Annotated in this window: 17 protein-coding genes; 9 read left to right on the top strand and 8 right to left on the bottom strand. The window is 64.4% G+C overall.

Features of this window, described 5'->3' with window-relative positions; all coding sequences use genetic code 11:
- Nucleotides 1–131: 131 nt before the first annotated feature.
- The 6 genes from BJ6T_RS40220 (at nt 132) to BJ6T_RS40195 (ending at nt 8625) form a co-directional block, all read left to right on the top strand.
- A complete protein-coding gene (locus BJ6T_RS40220; RefSeq protein WP_014498244.1) occupies nt 132–686 on the top strand; it encodes a c-type cytochrome in 555 nt (184 codons plus the stop codon).
- A gap of 213 nt (nt 687–899) precedes the next feature.
- Complete coding sequence (locus BJ6T_RS40215) at nt 900–2801, top strand: extracellular solute-binding protein (RefSeq protein ID WP_014498243.1); 1902 nt, start codon at nt 900–902, stop codon at nt 2799–2801.
- Nucleotides 2802–2815: 14 nt separating this feature from the next.
- Entirely contained in the window at nt 2816–4690 is a 1875-nt protein-coding gene (locus BJ6T_RS40210) for an extracellular solute-binding protein (protein WP_014498242.1), read from the top strand.
- Between the two features lie 2 nt (nt 4691–4692).
- Nucleotides 4693–5802: a microcin C ABC transporter permease YejB gene (locus BJ6T_RS40205; protein ID WP_014498241.1), complete on the top strand. Its 1110-nt coding sequence runs from the start codon at nt 4693–4695 to the stop codon at nt 5800–5802.
- On the top strand, nt 5802–6980 hold the full coding sequence (locus BJ6T_RS40200; protein WP_014498240.1) for an ABC transporter permease: 1179 nt from the start codon (nt 5802–5804) through the stop codon (nt 6978–6980). The genes BJ6T_RS40205 and BJ6T_RS40200 overlap by 1 nt, the downstream gene beginning before the upstream one ends.
- Before the next feature lie 7 nt (nt 6981–6987).
- Entirely contained in the window at nt 6988–8625 is a 1638-nt protein-coding gene (locus tag BJ6T_RS40195; protein ID WP_014498239.1) for an ABC transporter ATP-binding protein, read from the top strand.
- A 95-nt stretch (nt 8626–8720) separates the two neighbouring features.
- Here the strand turns inward: BJ6T_RS40195 and BJ6T_RS40190 are convergent, their stop codons facing one another.
- Together BJ6T_RS40190 and BJ6T_RS40185 are read right to left on the bottom strand one after the other, a co-directional pair.
- Complete coding sequence (locus BJ6T_RS40190) at nt 8721–9587, bottom strand: C40 family peptidase (protein WP_014498238.1); 867 nt, start codon at nt 9585–9587, stop codon at nt 8721–8723.
- Nucleotides 9580–10953 (bottom strand): leucyl aminopeptidase family protein, encoded by a 1374-nt coding sequence (locus BJ6T_RS40185; RefSeq protein ID WP_014498237.1) that lies wholly within the window; start codon nt 10951–10953, stop codon nt 9580–9582. The genes BJ6T_RS40190 and BJ6T_RS40185 overlap by 8 nt, the downstream gene beginning before the upstream one ends.
- 220 nt (nt 10954–11173) lie before the next feature.
- On the opposite strand from BJ6T_RS40185, the gene BJ6T_RS40180 reads away from it, so the two are divergent.
- From BJ6T_RS40180 to BJ6T_RS40170, 3 genes are all read left to right on the top strand, one after another.
- Complete coding sequence (locus tag BJ6T_RS40180; RefSeq protein WP_014498236.1) at nt 11174–11377, top strand: hypothetical protein; 204 nt, start codon at nt 11174–11176, stop codon at nt 11375–11377.
- 250 nt (nt 11378–11627) lie between these two features.
- Complete coding sequence (locus BJ6T_RS40175) at nt 11628–13130, top strand: metallophosphoesterase family protein (protein ID WP_014498235.1); 1503 nt, start codon at nt 11628–11630, stop codon at nt 13128–13130.
- Between the two features lie 93 nt (nt 13131–13223).
- Complete coding sequence (locus tag BJ6T_RS40170; RefSeq protein WP_028170324.1) at nt 13224–14036, top strand: tetratricopeptide repeat protein; 813 nt, start codon at nt 13224–13226, stop codon at nt 14034–14036.
- Nucleotides 14037–14099: 63 nt separating this feature from the next.
- On the opposite strand, the gene BJ6T_RS40165 is transcribed toward BJ6T_RS40170, so the two are convergent.
- The 6 genes from BJ6T_RS40165 to BJ6T_RS40140 are packed head-to-tail and all read right to left on the bottom strand — an operon-like array spanning nt 14100 to nt 21055.
- Nucleotides 14100–15074, bottom strand: a complete 975-nt coding sequence (locus BJ6T_RS40165) for a type II secretion system F family protein (RefSeq protein WP_014498233.1) — start codon at nt 15072–15074, stop codon at nt 14100–14102.
- 9 nt (nt 15075–15083) lie between these two features.
- Nucleotides 15084–16061, bottom strand: coding sequence for a type II secretion system F family protein (locus tag BJ6T_RS40160; RefSeq protein ID WP_014498232.1), 978 nt, complete (start codon nt 16059–16061; stop codon nt 15084–15086).
- Nucleotides 16062–16077: 16 nt separating this feature from the next.
- Complete coding sequence (locus BJ6T_RS40155; protein WP_014498231.1) at nt 16078–17541, bottom strand: TadA family conjugal transfer-associated ATPase; 1464 nt, start codon at nt 17539–17541, stop codon at nt 16078–16080.
- A 21-nt stretch (nt 17542–17562) separates the two neighbouring features.
- On the bottom strand, nt 17563–18828 hold the full coding sequence (locus tag BJ6T_RS40150; RefSeq protein WP_014498230.1) for a CpaE/TadZ family protein: 1266 nt from the start codon (nt 18826–18828) through the stop codon (nt 17563–17565).
- Nucleotides 18825–19559 (bottom strand): CpaD family pilus assembly protein, encoded by a 735-nt coding sequence (locus BJ6T_RS40145; protein WP_014498229.1) that lies wholly within the window; start codon nt 19557–19559, stop codon nt 18825–18827. The genes BJ6T_RS40150 and BJ6T_RS40145 overlap by 4 nt, the downstream gene beginning before the upstream one ends.
- Before the next feature lie 20 nt (nt 19560–19579).
- The gene (locus BJ6T_RS40140) at nt 19580–21055 is read right to left on the bottom strand and encodes a type II and III secretion system protein family protein (protein WP_028170323.1); all 1476 of its coding nucleotides are present in this window, start codon (nt 21053–21055) and stop codon (nt 19580–19582) included.
- Between the last annotated feature and the right edge of the window lie 3 nt (nt 21056–21058).

The raw sequence follows: 21058 nt of genomic DNA, 5'->3' as shown, positions 1-21058 counted from the left end.
AGACCCCGGGCAAACCGATATCTCAATGGCAAAACTCGGGGAAACAACAAGGAACGTTTGATTCTCCCGAGGCTCGTCCTGGCGGCCGCGCGGCCGCTATTTCCTTACTGTGGTGTGGGGCCTGGCCGGAAATGGACTCTTTCGAACTCAATAAGATTCTCGGTGCCGTGTTGGGCACCTGTCTCATCCTGCTGGTGACGAGCTTCACCGCCCAGGCGCTGTTCACGCCGAAGCCGCTCGAGAAGCCGGGTTTCGAAATTGTCGTGAAGGAAGACGCCGGCCACGGCAAGGAAGGCGGCGCCGCTGCCGCTGCCTCCGAGCCGATCGAAAAGCTGCTCCAGACCGCCTCCGTCGAGAAGGGCGCGGCGGCCGCCAAGAAGTGCGGCGCCTGCCACACCTTCGAGAAGGGCGGCCCGAATCGCGTCGGTCCGAACCTCTATGGCGTCGTCGGCGAAGCCAGGGGCGAGGGCCGCAACGGCTTCAACTTCTCGGCCGCCATGAAGGCCAAGGGCGGCACCTGGTCGTTCGACGACCTCAACAAGTTCATTGCGAACCCCAAGGGCTTCATCCCGGGCACCGCGATGGGCTTTGCCGGCATCCCGAAGGACTCCGAGCGCGCCGACGTCATCGCCTATCTGAATTCGCTGTCAGAGCATCCTCAACCGATCCCGACGGCGTCGAAGTAAGGCCGTCAAAAACCGATCTTGGAAAGTGCGGCCAGGCTGAAAAGCCTGGCCGTTTGCTTATCCGGGCCTCGCGGTGAGTTTATCGGGGCGTTTGGCCGCATCCGGCAGGCCGTCCGGGCTTCCAACATGAGGAAAAAGCAACATATTCCGTCGAAACCTCGCCTATATTGAGCACTTAAAGGGGTAACCTCCTTCAAGATCAGGAATGTTGATTTGGCCATTACCCGACGCGATCTCCTGCTCTCCGGCACTGCAGCCGTAGCGCTCCCCGCCCTCGGTTCCGTAGGGGGCCTTCCCGTCATCGGCACGGCCGCGGCGCAATCCGCTGGCGAGTTGCCCTGGCGGCATGCTCTGTCGCTGTTTGGAAAGGTCAAATACCCCGCCGACTTCAAGCGCTTCGACTACGTCAATCCGGAAGCGCCCAAAGGCGGCGTTGCGCGCCAGATTGCCGTCGGCACCTTCGACAATTTCAACATCGTGGTATCGGGAGTGAAGGGGCAGGTCTCCGGAGCCGTCGCGTTCATCTACGAATCGCTGCTGACGCCCGCGCTCGACGAAGTCTCGACCGAATATGGCGCGCTGGCCGAAGCCGTCAGCCACCCGGACGATTTCTCCTTCGTCACCTATCGCTTGCGGCCGCAGGCCAAATGGCATGACGGCAAGCCTGTTACCACCGATGACGTGATCTTCTCGCTGGATTCCTTCAAGAAGCACCACCCGATGTATTCGGCCTACTACAGCCATGTGGTGAAGGCGGAGAAGGTCGGCGAGCGCGAGGTGAAATTCACATTCGACGCGCCGGGTAACCGCGAATTGCCGCAGATCGTCGGACAGCTCACGGTCCTGCCCAAGCACTGGTGGGAGGGAACCGACGCGCAGGGCCGCAAGCGCGATGTTTCGGCGACCACGCTCGAAATGCCGCTAGGCTCCGGCCCCTACAGGGTCAAGGAATTCGTTGCCGGCCGCTCGATCGCGCTGGAGCGCGTCAAGGACTATTGGGGCCGCGATCTCGCCGCCAATGTCGGCCGCAACAATTTCGACGAGCTGCGCTACGAGTATTTCCGCGACGCCACCGTGGCGATCGAGGCCTTCAAGGCCGATCAGGTCGATTGGCGCACCGAGAACAGCGCGAAGAACTGGGCGACGGCCTACGACTTCCCGGCCGTGACCGAAAAGCGGGTGATCCTCGAGGAATTCGCCAATCGCAGCTCGGGCGTCATGCAGGCTTTCGTGCCAAATTTGCGCCGCGCCAAGTTCAGCGATCCCCGCGTGCGCCGTGCGCTCAACTACGCGTTCGACTTCGAGGAGATGAACAAGCAGATCTTCTACGGTCAGTACAAGCGCATCAGCAGCTATTTCGACGGCATCGACGAGCTCATGGCGACCGGATTGCCGCAGGGCAAAGAGCTCGAAATCCTCGAGACCGTTCGCGCCGAAGTCCCGCCCGAAGTCTTCACAACGGCCTACACCAATCCGGTCGGCGGCAGTCCGGAAGCCGTGCGCGACAATCTGCGCGAGGCGCTGCGCCTGTTCAAGGAGGCGGGCTACGAGGTGCGCGATCGCAAGCTGATCGACGTAAAGACCGGTGCCCAGTTCGCTCTCGAATTGCTGAACTCGGATCCGAGCTTCGAGCGGGTTACTCTGTTTTACAAGCCCTCGCTGGAGCGGCTCGGCATTGCCGTCAGCGTCAGGACGGTCGATCCGACGCAATACGAGAACAGGACTCGTGAGTGGGATTTCGACGTCGTCACCAACTCATGGGGCGAGTCGCAGTCGCCGGGCAACGAGCAGCGCGAGTTCTGGTCGTCCAAGACCGCCGATATCCCCGGGTCGCGCAACATTACCGGCATCAAGAATCCGGCGATCGACAAGCTGATCGAGCGGTTGATCTATGCGAGGGATCGCGACGATCTCGTCGCTGCAACCAAAGCGCTCGACCGCGTGCTGCTGTGGAATCACTATGTCGTGCCGCAGTGGACCTACACGAAGGTACGCACCGCGCGCTGGGATCGCTTCGGCCGGCCGACGGAATTGCCCAGATACGGTCAGTCCGGCTTCCCGTTCATCTGGTGGTACGACGCTGACAAGGCGGCGCGGATCGCAAAGAAGTCGTGAAGGATACTCTCCGCATGGCGCAGCTTTCACGCCGGCATGTGCTGGCCCTGGGTGCCGGCGGTGCGCTCAGCGCCGCTCTGTCGCGCGGCGCTGTGGCGTCGGAACTGCCGCCTGAGGTGCATGGCATCTCGGCGTTCGGCGATCTCAAATATCCCGCCGACTTCCGCCACTTCGACTACGTCAATCTCGATGCGCCGAAGGGCGGCACGTTCTCGCTCATTCCCTCGGTGCGGGCCTACAACCAGTCCTATCAGACCTTCAATTCGCTCAACGCCTTCATCCTGAAGGGTGACGGCGCGCAAGGCATGGACATGACGTTTGTGCCACTGATGGTGCGCGCAAACGACGAACCTGATGCAATGTACGGACTTGCCGCCAAATCCGTGCAGATATCACCGGACAGACTGGTCTATCGCTTCACCATGCGGCCGGAGGCGAAATTCCACGACGGCAGCAAGCTCTCCGCGCAAGACGCGGCGTTTTCGTTGATGGCGTTGAAGACCAAGGGACATCCGCTGATCATCCTGCAGATGCGTGACATGGTGACCGCGGAAGCGATCGACGATGCGACGCTCGTTGTGACCTTCGCCAATGGGCGCGCCCGCGACGTGCCGCTTTATGTCGCGAGCCTGCCGATCTTCTCGAAAACGTATTACGCGTCGCGCGCCTTCGACGAAACGTCACTCGATATCCCGCTCGGCTCTGGCCCGTACAAGGTCGGCAAGTTCGAGGTCAACCGCTATATCGAATTTGAGCGCGTCAAGGACTGGTGGGCTGCCGACCTGCCGGCTTGCCGCGGCAGCTACAATTTCGACGTCGTGCGCTATGAATTCTATCGAGATCGCGATGTCGCGTTCGAGGGGTTCACCGGCAAGAACTATCTCTATCGGGAGGAATTCACCTCGCGCATCTGGGCGACGCGCTACGACTTTCCGGCGGTGAAGGACGGGCGCGTCAAGATGGAGGTGGTCCCCGACGACACGCCGTCCGGTGCGCAGGGTTGGTTCATCAACACGCGACGCGACAAGTTCAAAGACCCGCGCGTGCGCGAGGCCTTGATCAATGCCTTCGACTTCGAATGGACCAACAAGACCATCATGTACGGCGCCTATGCCCGCACGGTGTCACCGTTCCAGAACTCGGACCTCATGGCAAGCAATGGGCCTCCGTCGCCGGAAGAGCTGAAGCTGCTGGAGCCGTTTCGCGGCCAGGTGCCCGACGAAGTGTTCGCCTCGCCGTTCACGCCTCCGATCTCGGACGGCTCCGGCCAAGATCGCAGCCTGTTGCGCAAGGCCCAGCAACTGCTGACCGAGGCCGGCATGCCGATCAAGGACGGCAAGCGGGTGCTGCCGAATGGCGACGTCTTCAGGATCGAGTTCCTGCTGGACGAGCCTTCTTTCCAGCCGCACCACGCGCCCTACATCAAGAACCTGGGCACGCTCGGTATCGAAGCGAGCGTGCGTCTCGTCGATGCCGTGCAACACAAGGCGCGCCAGGAAGATTTTGACTTTGACATGACGATCCAGCGTTTCAGCATGTCGGCGACGCCCGGCGACGCCATGCGATCGTTCTTCTCCTCGCAGGTCGCGGCGACCAAGGGCTCGTACAATCTTGCGGGCGTCGCCAGCCCGGCGATCGATGCCATGATCGAGAAGATCATGGCGGCCGACAACCGCGAGGATTTGACCGTCGCCTGCCGCGCCTTCGACCGCCTGTTCCGCGCCGGCCGTTACTGGGTGCCGCAATGGTATAACAAGACGCACCGGCTCGCTTATTGGGACCAATTCGCTCATCCGCAGAAGCTGCCGCGTTACGCCAACGGCGTCGGCGCTCCCGAAATCTGGTGGCATGATAATGCCAAGGCGGCCAAGCTCGAGCAGGCGAAATAATCATGAGCGCCTATATCGCCCGCCGCATCCTCTTGATGATCCCGACGCTGCTCGGGATTCTCTTCGTCTCCTTCGTCGTCGTGCAGTTCGCGCCGGGCGGTCCGGTCGAGCGCGTGATCGCGCAGCTCTCGGGCGCCGACACCGGCGGCAGCTCGCGCATCTCGGGCGGCGGTGATTTCGCTCAGCGCGCGCCCGGTCAGCTGGGCGCTGGTGGCGATGCCATCAATTCGAAATATCGCGGCGCGCAGGGCCTGGACCCCGACTTCATCAAGAAGCTGGAGAAGCAATTCGGCTTCGACAAGCCGGCCCCCGAACGCTTCGCGCTGATGGTGTGGAATTTCGCCCGCTTCGATTTCGGCAACAGCTATTTTCGCGATGTCAGCGTGCTCCAGCTGGTCAAGGAAAAGCTGCCGGTCTCGATCTCGCTTGGCATCTGGCTGACGCTGCTGACTTACCTGATCTCGATTCCGCTCGGCATCCGCAAGGCGGTCCAGGACGGAACGCGCTTCGATACCTGGACGTCCAGCGTACTCGTGCTCGGCTACGCGATTCCCGGCTTCCTGTTCGCGATCCTCCTGATCATCCTGTTCGCCGGGGGCTCGTTCTTCAACTGGTTCCCATTGCGCGGACTGACGTCGGACGGCTGGTCGCAATTTCCCTGGTACTGGAAGATCATCGATTACTTCTGGCATTTGACGCTGCCGCTGATCGCCATGGGGCTCGGTGCGTTCACCACCATGACGTTCCTGACCAAGAACTCGTTCCTGGACGAGATCCGCAAGCAATACGTGATGACTGCGCGCGCGAAGGGCTGCGGCGAAAATCGGGTGCTTTATGGCCACGTCTTCCGCAACGCGATGCTCATCGTCATCGCGGGCTTTCCCAGCACCTTCATTCACGCTTTCTTCTCGGGCTCGCTTCTGATCGAGACCATCTTCTCGCTGGATGGGCTCGGACTGCTCAGTTTCGAGAGCGTTCTCAACCGCGACTATCCCGTGGTGTTCGGCACGCTCTTCATCTTTTCGCTCGTCGGCCTCGTGATCAACCTGATCTCTGACCTCACCTACATGTGGATCGATCCGCGGATCGATTTCGAGGCACGGGAGGTCTGATGACACTGGCCGCCCCGACCCCGATCGAAACCACCGCAAAGTCGCCGCTCGGCGATGCTGTGCCGATCACGCGCAAGCCGTTCGTGCCATCGCCGCTCAACCGGCGGCGCTGGCAGAATTTCAAGGCGAACCGGCGCGGCTACTGGTCGTTCTGGATCTTCATGATCCTGTTCGTGGTGTCGCTGTTTGCCGAACTGATCGCCAATGACCGGCCGTTTCTGATCAAGTACGACGGCCATCTCTACTGGCCGGCCTTCGTCACCTATTCCGAGACGACCTTCGGCGGCGACTTCGAAACGGCGGCCGACTACCGCGATCCCTATTTGCAGAAGCTGATCAAGGACAAGGGCGGCAGCATCGTCTGGCCGCTGATCCGCTACTCCTACGACACCCACAATCTCGACCTGCCGACGCCGGCGCCGTCGCCGCCGACCTGGATGTTGACCGAGGCGCAGTGCAAGCCTGTCGTCGAGAAGAAGGGCCTCAAGAGCTGCCGCGACCTCGAATACAACTGGCTCGGCACCGACGATCAGGGCCGCGACGTGGTTGCGCGCCTGATCTACGGCTTCCGCATCTCGGTGCTGTTCGGCCTGTGCCTGACCATTGTCTCCTCCGTCGTCGGCATCGCCGCCGGCGCGGTGCAGGGCTATTTCGGCGGCTGGGTCGATCTGTTGTTCCAGCGTTTCATCGAGATATGGACTGCGATCCCTTCGCTCTACCTCTTGCTGATCCTCTCGTCGGTGCTCGTGCCCGGATTCTTCGTGCTGCTCGGCATCCTGCTCCTGTTTTCCTGGGTGTCGCTGGTCGGGCTCGTGCGCGCGGAATTCCTGCGCGGGCGCAATTTCGAGTACATCCAGGCCGCGCGGGCCCTCGGGGTGTCGAACGCCGTGATCATGTTCAAGCATCTGCTGCCGAACGCGATGGTCGCGACGATGACGTTCCTTCCGTTCATCGTCTCCTCGTCGGTCATGACGCTCACGGCCCTCGACTTCCTCGGCTTCGGGCTGCCGCCCGGCTCGCCGTCGCTCGGCGAACTGCTGTCGCAGGGCAAGTCCAACGTGCAGGCGCCCTGGCTGGGCTTTTCCGGCTTCTTCTCGGTCGCGATCATGCTGTCGCTCTTGATCTTCATCGGCGAAGCCGTGCGCGATGCCTTCGATCCGCGCAAGACGTTCAAGTGAGGGCGTGATGGACGCGATCAACCAGCCCCTGCTTGCCGTCCGCGACCTCTCGGTGGCCTTCCACCAGGGCGGGGCCACCACGCTTGCGGTCGACAAGGTCTCGTTCCAGATCAAGCGCGGCGAATGCGTCGCGCTGGTCGGCGAGTCCGGTTCCGGCAAGTCTGTCAGCGCGCTCTCGATCCTGAAGCTCCTGCCCTATCCGAACGCCTCGCATCCCTCGGGCAGCATCCGCTTCAAGGGGCGGGAGCTGATCGACCAGTCCGAGCAGCAGATGCGGGAGATTCGCGGCAGCGATATCTCCATCATCTTCCAGGAGCCGATGACCTCGCTCAATCCGCTGCACACGATCGAGGCGCAGATCGGCGAGATCATCCAGCTCCACAATCCGACCAGCAATGCCGAGGCGCGCAAGCGGACGCTGGAACTGCTGACGCAAGTCGGCATCCCCGAGCCCGAAACGCGGCTCAACAGCTATCCCCACCAGCTCTCCGGCGGACAGCGCCAGCGCGTCATGATCGCGATGGCGCTTGCCAACGAACCGGACCTCTTGATCGCGGACGAGCCGACCACGGCGCTCGACGTCACCGTGCAGGCGCAAATCCTGGCGCTGCTCGCAGAGATCCGCTCCCGGCTCGGCATGAGCCTGCTGTTCATCACCCACGATCTCGGCATCGTGCGCCGCATCGCCGACCATGTCTGTGTCATGAAGGGCGGCGAGATCGTCGAGCAGGGGCCGGTCGAGCAGGTCTTCAGGACCCCGAGCCATCCCTATACGCGCGACCTGCTCGCGGCGGAGCCGAAGCCCGATCCGGCGCCGCCACAGCCGAATGCACCGGTGGTGATGTCCGCCGATGATTTGAAGGTCTGGTTTCCGATCAAGCGCGGCTTGATGCGCAAGACGGTCGGCCACATCAAGGCGGTCGACGGCGTCAGCATTGCCGTGCGCAAGGGCGAGACGCTCGGTGTCGTCGGCGAGTCCGGCTCGGGCAAGACCACGCTCGGGCTGGCGCTGATGCGGCTGATCTCCTCGAACGGCCGCATCGTGTTCCTCGGCAAGGACATCCAGGGGCTGCGTTTCAAGGAGATGCGACCGTTCCGGCGCGACATGCAGATCGTGTTCCAGGATCCGTTCGGCTCGCTCAGCCCGCGCATGTCCGTTGCCGACATCGTTGCCGAGGGCCTCACCGTGCATCAGCCAAAACTGTCGCGCGAGGAGCGCGAGGTGCGCGTCGTCAAGGCGCTCGAGGACGTCGGGCTGAACGCTGACACCCGCTATCGCTATCCGCATGAATTCTCCGGCGGCCAGCGCCAGCGCATCAGTATTGCGCGGGCGGTGGTGCTGGAGCCGGATTTCGTCGTGCTGGACGAGCCGACCAGCGCACTCGACATGCTGATTCAAGCGCAGATGGTCGACCTGTTGCGGGAACTCCAGCGCAGGCGCGATCTCACCTACATGTTCATCTCGCACGATTTGCGCGTCGTCGCCTCGCTCGCCAGCCATCTCATCGTGATGCGCGGCGGCAAGGTGGTCGAGGAGGGACAGGCCGCCGAACTGTTCAAGAGCCCGAAGACGGATTACACGCGCGCGCTGTTCGCGGCGGCGTTCCGGCTGGAGACGGCGGGGAACGGGGCGGTGGCGACCTAGTCTTCAGTGGGTAGAGCGAAGCGAAACCCATCGCATCGCGGCGCATGGTGAGAATGATGGGTTTCGCTATGCTCTACCCGTCCTACCAAGTCGCGCTAGAGCCGCTTGATCGCGACGATTTCGCTGCCCGCCGCCTTGATCCGCGCGATCGCCGGCTCGGTTGCCTCGATCACGGTTGCCATGTGATGCGCGTTGGCATGAACCATGGTGCCGCCATCGCGGACGATGGCGACATGGCCCTTCCAGAAGATCAGATCGCCGCGTTGCAGCTTGCTCCGCTCATGCGGCTCCAGCGCGCGGCCGAGCCCTGCCTGCTGCATGTCGCTGTCGCGCGGGCAGCCGATGCCCGCTGCTGTCAGCGAGACCTGCACGAGGCCGGAGCAGTCGATGCCGAGGCTGCTCTTGCCGCCCCAGAGGTAGGGCGTGCCGACGAAGCGTTCGGCGACCGCGACGAAGTCCGGCTCGCGATGATCGAGCCGGGCGAGATGGGCCTTAGGCAGATATTGTCCGTCGCGCGTCACGGCGAAGCTGCCGTCCTCGCGCACCACCGCGATCTTCGAGCCCAGCGCGAGCGTGCCGGCCGGCGGCAGCTTGATCGAGGGACCGGGGAAGGCGAATGTCCGGAGCGCGCTGACCTGGTGGGTCGGCGCGGCGGCCGGCTTCATCAGGGCTGCGTCGGGGAGCCAGCCGACATAACCATCGCCGCCAAGCTGGCCCCAGGCCCAGCCTTCGCCGTTGCGATCGTAGACCGTGACGCGCTCGCCGCGCAGCGCCTCCGTCATCAGCATCGCGTTCGACGATGGCTGCTCGCGCACCGGCGCGATCGCCTCGAAGACCTCGAATTCCTCGCCCGTGACGAAGCGGTCGGCTTGCACCTTGCCTTCGAGATATTTCGCGGCGAGGTCTCCGCGCGCCGGTGTCAGCCTTGGGTCGTGCCTTGGATCGTGTCCTGGATCATCCATAGCGCTCGCTCAGCAAAGTGTAGATGGCGCGCGCGGCCTGACATTCGCCGCCTTCGGGCCGCGCCGGCTTCGCCGACGGGGTCCAGCCGTAAATATCCACGTGAAGCCAGCTCTTCGCCTGCTCGACGAACCGTTGCAGGAACAGCGCGCAGGTGATCGAGCCGGCAAAGCCGCCCGAAGGCGCGTTGGTGATCGTGGCCGTCTTGGAGTCCAGCCACGCATCGTAAGGTGGCCAGAGCGGCATGCGCCACAACGGGTCGTTCTCCTTCGCCGCGCACCGCGCGACGTCCGCGGCCAGCGTCTCATCATTGGTGTAAAAGGGCGGTAAATCCGGCCCCAGCGCGACGCGCGCCGCGCCGGTCAGCGTTCCCAGATCGATCAGAAGGTCCGGCTTTTCCTCGTCGGCCAGCGCCAGCGCGTCGGCGAGCACGAGCCGGCCCTCCGCGTCGGTGTTGCCGATCTCGACCGTGATGCCCTTGCGCGAGGTGAAGATGTCGAGCGGCCGGAAGGCATTGCTGGAGACGGCATTCTCGACCGCCGGAATCAACACGCGCAGGCGGACCTTGAGCTTCGCATCCATCACCATGCGCGCGAGCGCCAGCACGTTGGCGGCGCCGCCCATGTCCTTCTTCATGATCAGCATGCCGCTCGACGGCTTGAGGTCGAGCCCGCCGGTGTCGAAGCAGACGCCCTTGCCGACCAGCGTCACCTTGGGATGATCAGGATCGCCCCAGCCGATGTCGATCAGCCGCGGCGCGCGGTCCGAGGCCATGCCGACGGCGTGGATCAGTGGAAAATTCATCTTCAGATCCTCACCGATGGTGCAGGCAAAGCTCGCACCGAACTCGGCGGCGAGGTCGTGGGCGGCAGCGGCCAGCTCCTCCGGCCCCATGTCGTTGGACGGCGTGTTGATGAGGTCGCGCGCGAGCATCGTGGCATCCGCCACACGATCGATCTCGGCCGCGTCGACGCCATCGGGCGGTACGAGCCGGGCTGCGGGGCGGTCCGCCTTGCGGTAGCGGGCGAAGCGGTAGCTGCCGAGTGCAAAGGCGAGCGACGCCAGCCGCGCATCGTGCGGTGCGTTGGCAAAGCGATAGATGCCCGGCGGCAGCAGGCCGGGCAGGGCGCCCGGCCGGAACAGGTCGCGTGACCTCGCGCCCTCGTCCTCGAGTCCGAACAGCACTTGCGCGATCGCGCCGTCCGGGGCAGGCAGCGCGAGATAGCTGCCCGGCTTGGCGGCAAAGGCGCTCGCGGTGGCGAACTGGCGCTGCACCGGCGGCAGCGTCTCGGCGATCTGATCCCAGCTCGACTTGGTGACGAAGGTGATCGGGATGGCGGTGGGCGATGTCTCGAAGACAGAAGGCATTGGCGGGTCCGGGTCGTCAGATCAAGCGGGTCATGCGAATAGACGAGACTTCGCAGAGTTTCGCCGCGGCTGCAATCGGCTTCGATGTCACCGTTCAGCGACCCGCTACTCGCCGCAAGGGGCCCATGCTAGGTTCCGGCAACGGCTGCCGGATCGACTGGGAAAAGTGTGCAGGAGATGACCGGCGGCCGAAGACGAGGCCTGCCGGGAGGAAATTGCAATGGAATTTGTGTGGAGTGTGGTCACATTCATCGGCCATGCCGTCGAGGCGATTTTCGGTTATGTCGAGCATCATCACTGGATCTTCGCATTCCTTGCCGGCGGTTACGTCTTCTATCTCCACGACCGCTCCGTCCACGCGCGGTTCGATGCGCTCGACAAGCGCATCGACGAAATCCGCAAGCGGCTTGCCATCGAATACTGATCGGGTGAGCGAAACAATCGCCGGGCAGATCTCGTATCTCATGCTGAGAACTGCCGTTCACGAGAGCGCGGCCGCGGGGCTTTACTAGCGCCGCGGTTGTGGCATTATTGACGAATATTTTAGATTGTGCCGTGCGGCTCTGCTGGCATCGAGCCGCGGCGGGCCGGCTTGATATTCGGCCAAACCTGTTCGTCGAAAGCATTCTTCTCATCGTTTGGGCGGCGCAGCATTCGCAAATGAGCGGCGCAAAATGGATAGAGCGTTTGTTATTGCGCAGATTTCCGACCTTCACCTGGATGGGGCAGGCCGACTGCTGGCGACGACCGAGGCGCTCGGTGCCGCAATCCGCGAGGCGATGGCGGAATTTACGGACGTTCCCGATCGCATTCTGCTGATCACGGGTGATCTCGTGGACGACCCGACGCCGCGCGCGCTGGACGAAGCGCTCGCTGTCATCGCGTCCTTCCGGCAGACAGGACTGTTCACCGACATCCAGGCGCTCGCGGGCAATCACGACGTCAAGCGCCCGAGCCAGCGCGCGGGCCGCCACGACGTCTATGATTATTTGCATCTGCCGCGGAGCTCGAAGAGCGTCTATTACCGCCAGGCCGGCCTCGATCTGGTGCTGCTGGACTCCAACCGCGCGAGCCTCTCAACGCTCGCGAGCGGCAATATCGACGAGAGCGCCTACAGCGCGCTTGTCGCGGGTTCCGCCCGGCTGAGCGTCGAGCTCGCGGGCAGCATGGGATCCGTGGGACGTGCCGACTATGCCGAGCCGGCGGAAAACCTGGTGCGCGTGCTGGCGTTGCATCATCATCCGCTGCCGCAGGCGACCGGCGAAGGAAAGCGGTTTCTCGGCGTGCCCGACGAACCGCTGATGTATCTCGCGGCGCCTGCAACTTTCCTCGAAGCGGCGACGTCGCTCAACGTCAATCTGGTCCTGCACGGACACCGGCATGTCGAGGGGCTCACCCGTTATTCGATCCCGGATCCGCGTGCCACACGGAGCGAGAGCGGCGAAGCCTTCTGGCGTACGATCTACGTGCTCTCCTGTCCGTCCTCGACCGGGCAGGCCGGTGACGATGCCGGCTTCAACATCATTCATTTTGGCGCCTCGTCCCAGGCCGGCCGCGCGGAGCACGAGTTCGCGATCACGCGCTATTCGCGGCCGCGCAACGACGGCACCTTCGGGCTGCTCGACTCGAACCTGCCGGACGGCGTCATCAGGTTGCCGGCAGGACGGGATTTTTCTCGTGATCCCGCGGTCCAGTCGGCCATCGAGATCGCCTCATGTGCGATGTTGAAGCGTGATCAAGTTGCCGCACAGGCTCGCCGGCTGCTGATGCGCCGCGCTTTCTATGCCGGCGCCGAGGTGGACTGGCCGAGCGCGCTCCACGCCTATCTCGTCACCTCATGGGCTTGGGCCGATATCGAGGGCAAGTTCGCAAGATCGGAGCGCAGGGATGACGCCGAGGCGCTGGCCGCGGTGAAGTTGCTGCTGCGCCGCCTGATCGAGCACTGCGCCGACGTGCTCGGCATTGACGATGTTCAGCTCGACGAGCTGCTTGCGAAGCGGCTGGTCAACCGCGACGACTTCCGGCGCGAATGGCCCGGGATGCCGAGCGCGGGCGTCGATGTTGCTCAGGCGCGGCGGCGACTGCAATTGCTGCTGCACGGCCTGAACGAGCCGGTGAAGGTGCTCGGTCTCGATCTGGCCCTCGGTGGCGAGCCGCCGCCGCAGACACCGCCGTGAGGGGCAGCCAGGCTGACGTTAACCCGCTGTTAGGGTTAACAGACTATTGCTGGCACGTTCGGCTCGATCAATCGCTCGTGAGTCAAAAGCGTCATGCGTCAACGGTTCAGTCTTGCCCGGCTTCTCGCGTCCACTTCGCTGGTGGCGGCAGTGGCGATGAGCCTCGGCGGCTGCACGGCCGTGTCGAAACTCTCCGACGTCACCGGCTCTGTCGGGCCGCGGACGGAAGCCGCGACCGCCGATCCCGCGCGCGCCGTCGAGGTCTATGGCGAGCGCTACCGCGCCAATCCCAAGGACGCCGACGCGGCGCTCGGCTACGGCCAGGCCTTGCGCGCCAACGGCCAGCGCGCCCAGGCCGCCGCCGTGCTCGAGCAGGCGACCATCGCCAATCCCGGCAACAAGGCGCTGCTCGCGCAGTATGGCCGCGCGCTCGCAGACAACGGCAATTTTCAGCAGGCCTTTGACGTGCTGTCGAAGGCGCACTCGCCCGACAATCCGGACTGGCGCCTGCTCTCGGTGCAGGGCACCGCGCTCGATCAGATGGGCCGCCACGACGAGGCGCGTTCCTATTATGCGAGCGCGCTGAGGATCGCGCCGGGCGATCCCGGCGTGCTCTCCAATCTCGGCCTGTCCTACATGTTGTCGAAGGACCTGCCGAAGGCCGAAGAGGCGTTGCGGCAGGCCTACGCCTCGCCGCGCGCCAGTACTCGAGCGCGGCAGAATCTCGGCCTCGTCGTCGGTCTCCAGGGCCGCTTCGCCGAAGCCGAGACGATCGTGAAGGCCGACCTGCCGCCGGACCAGGCCGCGGCCAATGTCGCTTACCTGAAGGAAATGCTGAGCCGCAGCGACGCTCCGCGCGGCGCACCGAAGCGGACGCCGGTCGCCTCGCTCAGCCAGCCCGACTGATCAGACCCTGATCTTGCAATCCTGAAGCTGCCGGCGGACCGCGCACGGTCCGCGTCTTGACCGTCAATGCAGCTCGCTGATCTTGATGCCGGTCGGTCCGAGAATGACGACGAACAGCACCGGCAGGAAGAACAGGATCATCGGCACCGTCAACTTCGGCGGCAGCGCGGCGGCCTTCTTCTCGGCCTCGTTCATGCGCATGTCGCGGTTTTCCTGCGCCATGACGCGCAAGGAATGCCCGAGCGGGGTGCCGTAGCGCTCCGCCTGCTGAAGCGCGAGACACACCGACTTGACGCCCTCGAGCCCGGTGCGCCGCGCCAGGTTCTCATAGGCGACCTTGCGATCCTGCAAATAGGACAGCTCGGCCGTGGTCAGCGTGAACTCCTCGGACAGCGCGATCGACTGACCCACGATCTCGGTGGCGACCTTCCGGAACGCCATTTCGACCGACATGCCGGATTCGATGCAGATCAGGAGCAGGTCGAGCGCATCGGGGAAGGCGCGCTTGATCGATAGCTGGCGCTTGGAAATCGCATTCTTGAGGAACAGCATGGGCGCCTGAAGGCCGAGATAGGCCGCACCGATGCAGATGCCGATCTTGATCGGCATCGCCTGCTGCATATGCGCGATCAGAAACACGTAGATGATCGAGCCGATGAACAGCACGAGCGGAGCCACCGCGCGGGCGAAAAGGAAGGTGATGTAGGGCGCCTGGCCGCGATAGCCCGCCATGATGAGCTTGTCGCGCGCGGCTTCCTGCGCAAGCCATTTGGTGAGGTTGAAGTCCTCGACGACCCGGGAGACGACCTGCTTCGGCGTTTGGCGCAGCGAGACCTTCTCGCTCTTGTTGAGGCGGTCGCGCTCGCGCTGGCGGATGCGCTCGCGCTCGCTCGCCACCGCCTTCATGCGCTTGGCGAGGCCTTCGCCGGCGAAAAGCGGCATCACCAGCGTATAGACGGTGGCGCTGGCGGCGATGGCCGCCAGCAGCATGGTCATGAAGCGGACATCATGCAGTTTCGAAACGAGGAATTCGACCATACGGCACCGTCAGAAATCGAAATTGATCATCTTCTTCATCACCATGATGCCGATCGACATCCAGACGACGCAGCCGACCAGCATGAGCTGGCCGGTCGGATGGGTCCAAAGCAGCGAGATGTAGTGCGGAGTCGTGAGATAGACGAGGAACATCACGATCGGCGGCAGCGAACCGATGATGCCGGCCGAGGCCTTGGCCTCCATCGACATCGCCTGGATCTTTTCCTTCATCTTCTTGCGGTCGCGCAGCACCTTGGAGAGGTTGCCGAGCGCTTCGGAGAGGTTGCCGCCCGATTTTTGCTGGATCGAGATGACGATGCCGAAGAAGTTGGCTTCCGGCAGCGGCATGCGCTCGTAGAGACGCGAGCAGGCCTCGCCGAGCGGCATGCCGATCGCCTGCGTCTCGATGATGGCCAGGAACTCGCTGCGCAGCGGCTCAGGCGAGTCGGCGGCGACGACCTTGATCGATTCGAACAGTGGCAGGCCCGCCTTGATGCCGCGAACGATCACGTCGACCGCATCGGGCAGCGCCGCCAGGAACTTGTTTTCGCGTCGCTTCTTCAGGAAGCCCAGCGCCCAGCGTGGCAGGCCGAAGCCGCCGGCAAAGGCAAGACCGGCGGCGCCAAGCAGGCCGCCGCCGACGAACAGGGCGATCGCGAACAGCATTCCCGCCACGACGGCGGACACGATCCAGAATTTCTGTGGCGTCCAGTCGAGCCCTGCCTGCGACAGGCGAACACCGAGCGGAACGCTCTTCTCCTGCTGGCGCCGCGCCTCGAGATCCTTGAGCGACGTCTCGACCTGCTCGCGGCGCGACCGCTGGCTCTTTTCGGTCTGCTTGGCCGCGGGCGCATCGGCGCGCGCGATCGAGGCGCGGCGGTTTTCCGCCTTCCGTTCTCCCGACAGGAGCGGATAAAGGAACACCCAGGCGATGCCGCCGACGGCGGCGGTGGCGAGGAAAGCGAGGGCAAGGACCTGCATGTTCATGGCTGCGCCGATCTGCTCATGTCTTCGGCGCGACTTCCGCCGCATCGAGCGCAGCGGCAAGGCGCTTCTCGTCGCCGTAATAGCGCGCACGCTCCCAGAATTTCGGGCGGCCGATGCCGGTCGAGCGGTGCCGACCGATGATCTTGCCGTTGGCGTCCTCGCCGACCATGTCGTAGAGGAAGATGTCCTGGGTGATGATGGTGTCGCCTTCCATGCCCATCACCTCGGTGATGTGCGTGATGCGGCGCGAGCCGTCGCGCAGGCGCGCGGCCTGGACGATGACGTCGATCGAAGCGCAGATCATCTCGCGGATGGTGCGCGAGGGCAGCGAGAAGCCGCCCATCGTGATCATGGATTCGCAGCGCGATAGCGCTTCGCGCGGATTGTTGGCGTGGAGCGTGCCCATCGAGCCGTCATGGCCGGTGTTCATCGCCTGGAGCAGGTCGAACGCCTCGGGTCCGCGGACTTCGCCGACGATGATGCGTTCGGGGCGCATACGCAGGCAGTTGCGCACCAATTCGCGCATGGTGACCTGGCCTTCGCCCTCGATGTTGGGCGGGCGGGTTTCTAGACGCACCACGTGCGGCTGCTGGAGCTGGAGCTCGGCCGCGTCCTCGCAGGTGATGATGCGCTCGTCGTGCTCGATGTAGTTGGTCAGGCAGTTGAGCAGCGTGGTCTTGCCGGAGCCGGTGCCGCCGGAGATCAGCACGTTGCAGCGGACGCGGCCGATGATCTGGAGGATTTCCGCGCCCTCCGGCGAGATCGCGCCGAACCTGACCAGCTGATCCAGCGTCAGCTTGTCCTTCTTGAATTTTCGGATGGTGAGCGTGGGCCCGTCGATCGACAGCGGCGGCACGATGGCGTTGACGCGGGAGCCGTCGGCGAGGCGCGCGTCGCAGATCGGCGAGGATTCGTCGACGCGCCGGCCGACCTGGCTGACGATGCGCTGGCAGATGTTGAGGAGCTGCTGGTTGTCGCGGAAGCGGATGCCGGTGCGCTGGATCTTGCCGGCGACCTCGATGTAGACGGTGTCCGCGCCGTTGACCATGATGTCGGCGATGTCGTCGCGCGACAGCAGAGGCTCCAGCGGGCCGTAGCCGAGAACGTCGTTGCAGATATCGTCGAGCAGCTCTTCCTGCTCGGCGATCGACATCACGATGTTCTTGATCGCGATGATCTCGTTGACGATGTCGCGGATTTCCTCGCGCGCGGACTCGGAGTCGAGCTTGGCGAGCTGGGCGAGGTCGATGGCCTCGATCAGCGCACCGAAGATCGTCGCCTTGACCTCGTAGTAATTGTCCGAGCGGCGGGATTCCATGGCCGGCGCCGGCCGCGCGGGGGCGAGCGGCGGCGAGGCGACGGCCGGCGGGGGCGGCGCGCGCGACACCGCGGGCGCCGGAGCCTGGGCAGGCTCTGGCGACACGGCGCCGGGCTTGGGAGCCCGAGTATCGGTGTCTGTTCCGCTACGCTTACCGAACACTTAACAACTCCATGCGGCGGCTTATTTTCCCCGCAACTTGTCAATCAGGGGTGAAAGCAAGGACGACTTTTGCTTCTTCGTCTCGCTGCGGCCGGTCAGGCGCTGGGCGATCTGAAGGAACATCTCGATCGATTTGTGGTTGGCGGAGATCTCCGCGATCATCTGGCCGTTGTTGGCGGCCGAGCCGAAGATCTGCGGTTCGAACGGGATCGAGACGACCGGCTGGCTCTCGATCGCCTTGGCGAACTCGGCGGCGGCGATTTCGGGCCGTTTCGGGACGCCGACCTGGTTCAGGCAGTAGAGCGGGGGCCGATCGTTGGGGCGCGAGGCCTTCAGCAGATCGAACAGGTTCTTGGTGTTGCGCAGATTGGCGAGGTCAGGCGCCGCCACGATCAGGATGTCGTCCGCCCCGATCAGGGCGCGCTTGGTCCAGCCCGACCATTGATGCGGAACGTCGAGCACGATGCAGGGCATGGTGGAGCGCAGCGTGTCGAACACGGCATCGAAGGCGTCGGTGCCAAAATCATAGACCCGGTCGAGCGTCGCCGGCGCCGCCAGCAGGCTGAGATGGTCGGTGCATTTCGACAGCAGGCGGTCGATGAAGGCGGTGTCGACGCGATCCGGCGAGAACACGGCATCGGCAATGCCTTGCGGCGGGTCCTGGTTGTAGTCGAGCCCGGCGGTGCCGAAGGCGAGGTCGAGATCGGCGACGACCGAGTCCATTGCGAGGTCGCGCGCAATCGCCCAGGCGACGTTGTGGGAGATGGTGGACGCGCCGACGCCGCCCTTGGCACCGACCACGGCAATGATGCGGCCGACCGCCTTGGCTTCGGGCGCCGAGAACAGGTTGCAGATCGAGCGCACGACGTCGATCGCGCCGACCGGCGCGAGCACGTAGTCGCTGACGCCGCGGCGCACCAGCTCGCGGTAGAGCGTGACGTCGTTGATGCGGCCGATCACGACCACGCGGGTGCCGGCGTCGCAGACCGTGGCGAGATGGTCGAGGCCGGTCAGGAGATCGTTGCGGCCGTCGCTCTCGAGCACGATCACGTTCGGCGTCGGCGCCGAGCGGTAGGCTTCGATCGCCGCCGCCATGCCACCCATCTGGATCTTCAGATGGGCCTTGCCGAGACGACGGTCTTCGCCGGCCGACTGCACCGCGGCAGCGGTCTCGACGGTCTCGCAGAAAGCCTGGACCGACACGCGCGGCGAGGGAGCAATATGTTCCTCGACCGGCGTCGGCGCCTCGGGCTGCTCTTCTTGAGTTTGGCGAGCGTAGCTGATCATTTGCCGGTGTCGCTGAGTTTGGCCTTTTCGGCCTCAGGATAGATGGTCGCCGTCGTCGTTCCCTTGCGATACTTCTCGAACGCCGTGATGCGACGCGCCGTATAGGACGGAGTTTCAGGCCGCGGCTGCTCGAGGTCCGACGGATTGTCGATCATCGCCGCCATGTTGCGCTGATAGGCGCAGCCGTAATTGTAATAGTCCTTGTTCTCGAACCAGCTCTTGTTCTTCATCGAGGGGCCGATGTCGTCCGGCCACAGGCCGCAGGGACCGGCGATCGCGGCGATCTTGGAATAGGTGAGCCGGATCGGCGGCAGGAAGCGCCTGTCTTCCGGCTGGTAGGGGCGAACGTTGACACCGCGCGGCGGAACGCCCGCGCCCGCCAGCATCGCCTGGATCTCGCGCATCGTGTCCGCGACCGGACGCGCGTTGGGCGTACCGGACGGCACGTCGATGCGGATGGCGCCGGTGCCTTCGTGCAGCCAGGCCGAGGCGACGCCCATCACGTCGGCGCGCTGGGCGGCGGTCAATCCGCCGCGGGCATGGCCGACGAAGACGACGATCGAGCGGTTCTGCTCCTCGATCGCGATCGGATGGCGCTGCTTGTAATCGTCGGGGATGGAGGCCGTGACTGCTTCGTTATGCTGGCAGCCGCCGAGGACGAGCGCCATGCCGACGAGCGCGCCACCGAAACGGATGGCGCGTTTGCGAATCTGGGGTGGTGCTGTGATCATCGTGAAATCCCCGTTCCGCCTCAGTCGGTAATGAAGCCGTAGGTGCCGCGGTAGTTCTTGGCCGGTTCGGTCCGGCCGGGCACGCCGTAGATGCGGTTGATATTGCCGATCAGCTCGGCCTGCGGATCCGCGGGCGCGGCGAAGCCGTCATCCGGCCGCGACAGGTCCTTTGGCGACGCCGCGCGGACGACATAAGGTGTCACGATCACCACCAGCTCGGTCGCGTTGTTGACGAAGTCGCGGCTGCGGAACAGCGTGCCGAGGATCGGGAGCTGCATCAGTCCCGGCAACCCGCTGATCGCCTGCTTGGTCTGCTGCTGGATCAGGCCGGCCATGGCCATCGCGCCGCCGGAGGGAATTTCCAGCGAGGTCTCGGCGCGGCGGGTCTTGATCGAGGGCACCGTCAGCGAGTTCACCGAGTTCGAGGTCACGGCCTGCGACAGCGTGATCGAATTTTCGTTCGACAGTTCCGAGACCTCGGTCATTACACGCAGGCTGATCTTGCCCTCGCTCAGCACGATGGGGGTGAAGTTGAGCGAGATACCGAACTTCTTGAAGCTGATCTGGGTGGTACAGACATGCGTGGTGGGATCGCACGCATAACCCGCCGGCACCGGGAATTCGCCGCCGGCGATGAAGGTCGCGGACTCACCGGAGATCGCGGTCAGGTTCGGCTCGGCCAGCGTCCGGATCACGCCGGCGCTCTCCATCGCGCGCAGGGTGGCCTGCACCGACGGCGTCGCGCCGAACTTCGTGGTCAGAGCGTTGCCGTCGACCAGATTCTTGCCGAGAGCCGTGAAGGGGTTGGAGTTGGTGAAGCTCACCACCGAGGTGCCGTAGTTCAGGTTCGCGGTGAGATCGATGCCAAGCTGCTTGACGATGGTGCGCGCGACTTCGGCGACGGTCACCTTCAGCATGACCTGGTCGCGGCCGCGGACCACGATCGAGTTCACCACCTTGTCGGCGCCGCCGGCGAGGCGCGCGGCGAGATCATTGGCCTGCTGCGCTTCCAGCGGGTTCGCCGCCGAGCCGGTCAGGACGACACCGTCGCCGAGGCCGTCGATCTGGATGTCGGAGTTCGGCAGGATCTGCTTGAGCGCGGCACGCAGGCCGTTGAGGTCGCGCTTGACCGCGATGTCATAGGCCGCGATCTGCTGACCAGCGGAATCGAAGAACACGATGTTGGTCTGGCCGACCGAGGCGCCGATGATGTAGGCGCGCTGCGACGAGCGGACCACCGCATTGGCGATCTTGGGATCGGCGACGAGCACGTCCTTGATGTCGCGCGGCAGGTCGATCACGATCGACTTGCCGACGCCGAGAGAGAGGAAGCGTGCGTTCATCTGGCCGTCGGCCGCGACCTGCGCCACGGGGCGGTAGTCGGCGGCGATCGCCGGGGTGAGCACCGGGTTGAGCGTCAGCGCGAAGGCGGCCGAAAACGACAGGGCACGGACCATCGAGGTTCGCATCGTCGCCAAATCTGCCCTGCATTTCATATC

It is taken from the genome of Bradyrhizobium japonicum USDA 6, assembly GCF_000284375.1.
GTDB classification, from domain to species: domain Bacteria; phylum Pseudomonadota; class Alphaproteobacteria; order Rhizobiales; family Xanthobacteraceae; genus Bradyrhizobium; species Bradyrhizobium japonicum.
The sequence above is the reverse complement of the archived record's forward strand: the minus strand, read 5'-3'. Positions and strand labels throughout refer to the sequence as shown.

What these genes read in the sequence shown, in the direction of transcription:
- BJ6T_RS40205 (WP_014498241.1), top strand. Translation starts at nt 4,693, where the DNA reads ATGAGCGCCTATATCGCCCGCCGCATCCTCTTGATGATCCCGACGCTG.
- BJ6T_RS40165 (WP_014498233.1), bottom strand. Translation starts at nt 15,074, where the DNA reads ATGGTCGAATTCCTCGTTTCGAAACTGCATGATGTCCGCTTCATGACC.
- BJ6T_RS40145 (WP_014498229.1), bottom strand. Translation starts at nt 19,559, where the DNA reads ATGATCACAGCACCACCCCAGATTCGCAAACGCGCCATCCGTTTCGGT.
- BJ6T_RS40185 (WP_014498237.1), bottom strand. Translation starts at nt 10,953, where the DNA reads ATGCCTTCTGTCTTCGAGACATCGCCCACCGCCATCCCGATCACCTTC.
- BJ6T_RS40180 (WP_014498236.1), top strand. Translation starts at nt 11,174, where the DNA reads ATGGAATTTGTGTGGAGTGTGGTCACATTCATCGGCCATGCCGTCGAG.
- BJ6T_RS40140 (WP_028170323.1), bottom strand. Translation starts at nt 21,055, where the DNA reads ATGAAATGCAGGGCAGATTTGGCGACGATGCGAACCTCGATGGTCCGT.
- BJ6T_RS40170 (WP_028170324.1), top strand. Translation starts at nt 13,224, where the DNA reads ATGCGTCAACGGTTCAGTCTTGCCCGGCTTCTCGCGTCCACTTCGCTG.
- BJ6T_RS40160 (WP_014498232.1), bottom strand. Translation starts at nt 16,061, where the DNA reads ATGAACATGCAGGTCCTTGCCCTCGCTTTCCTCGCCACCGCCGCCGTC.
- BJ6T_RS40195 (WP_014498239.1), top strand. Translation starts at nt 6,988, where the DNA reads ATGGACGCGATCAACCAGCCCCTGCTTGCCGTCCGCGACCTCTCGGTG.
- BJ6T_RS40200 (WP_014498240.1), top strand. Translation starts at nt 5,802, where the DNA reads ATGACACTGGCCGCCCCGACCCCGATCGAAACCACCGCAAAGTCGCCG.
- BJ6T_RS40220 (WP_014498244.1), top strand. Translation starts at nt 132, where the DNA reads ATGGACTCTTTCGAACTCAATAAGATTCTCGGTGCCGTGTTGGGCACC.
- BJ6T_RS40190 (WP_014498238.1), bottom strand. Translation starts at nt 9,587, where the DNA reads ATGGATGATCCAGGACACGATCCAAGGCACGACCCAAGGCTGACACCG.
- BJ6T_RS40175 (WP_014498235.1), top strand. Translation starts at nt 11,628, where the DNA reads ATGGATAGAGCGTTTGTTATTGCGCAGATTTCCGACCTTCACCTGGAT.
- BJ6T_RS40150 (WP_014498230.1), bottom strand. Translation starts at nt 18,828, where the DNA reads ATGATCAGCTACGCTCGCCAAACTCAAGAAGAGCAGCCCGAGGCGCCG.
- BJ6T_RS40210 (WP_014498242.1), top strand. Translation starts at nt 2,816, where the DNA reads ATGGCGCAGCTTTCACGCCGGCATGTGCTGGCCCTGGGTGCCGGCGGT.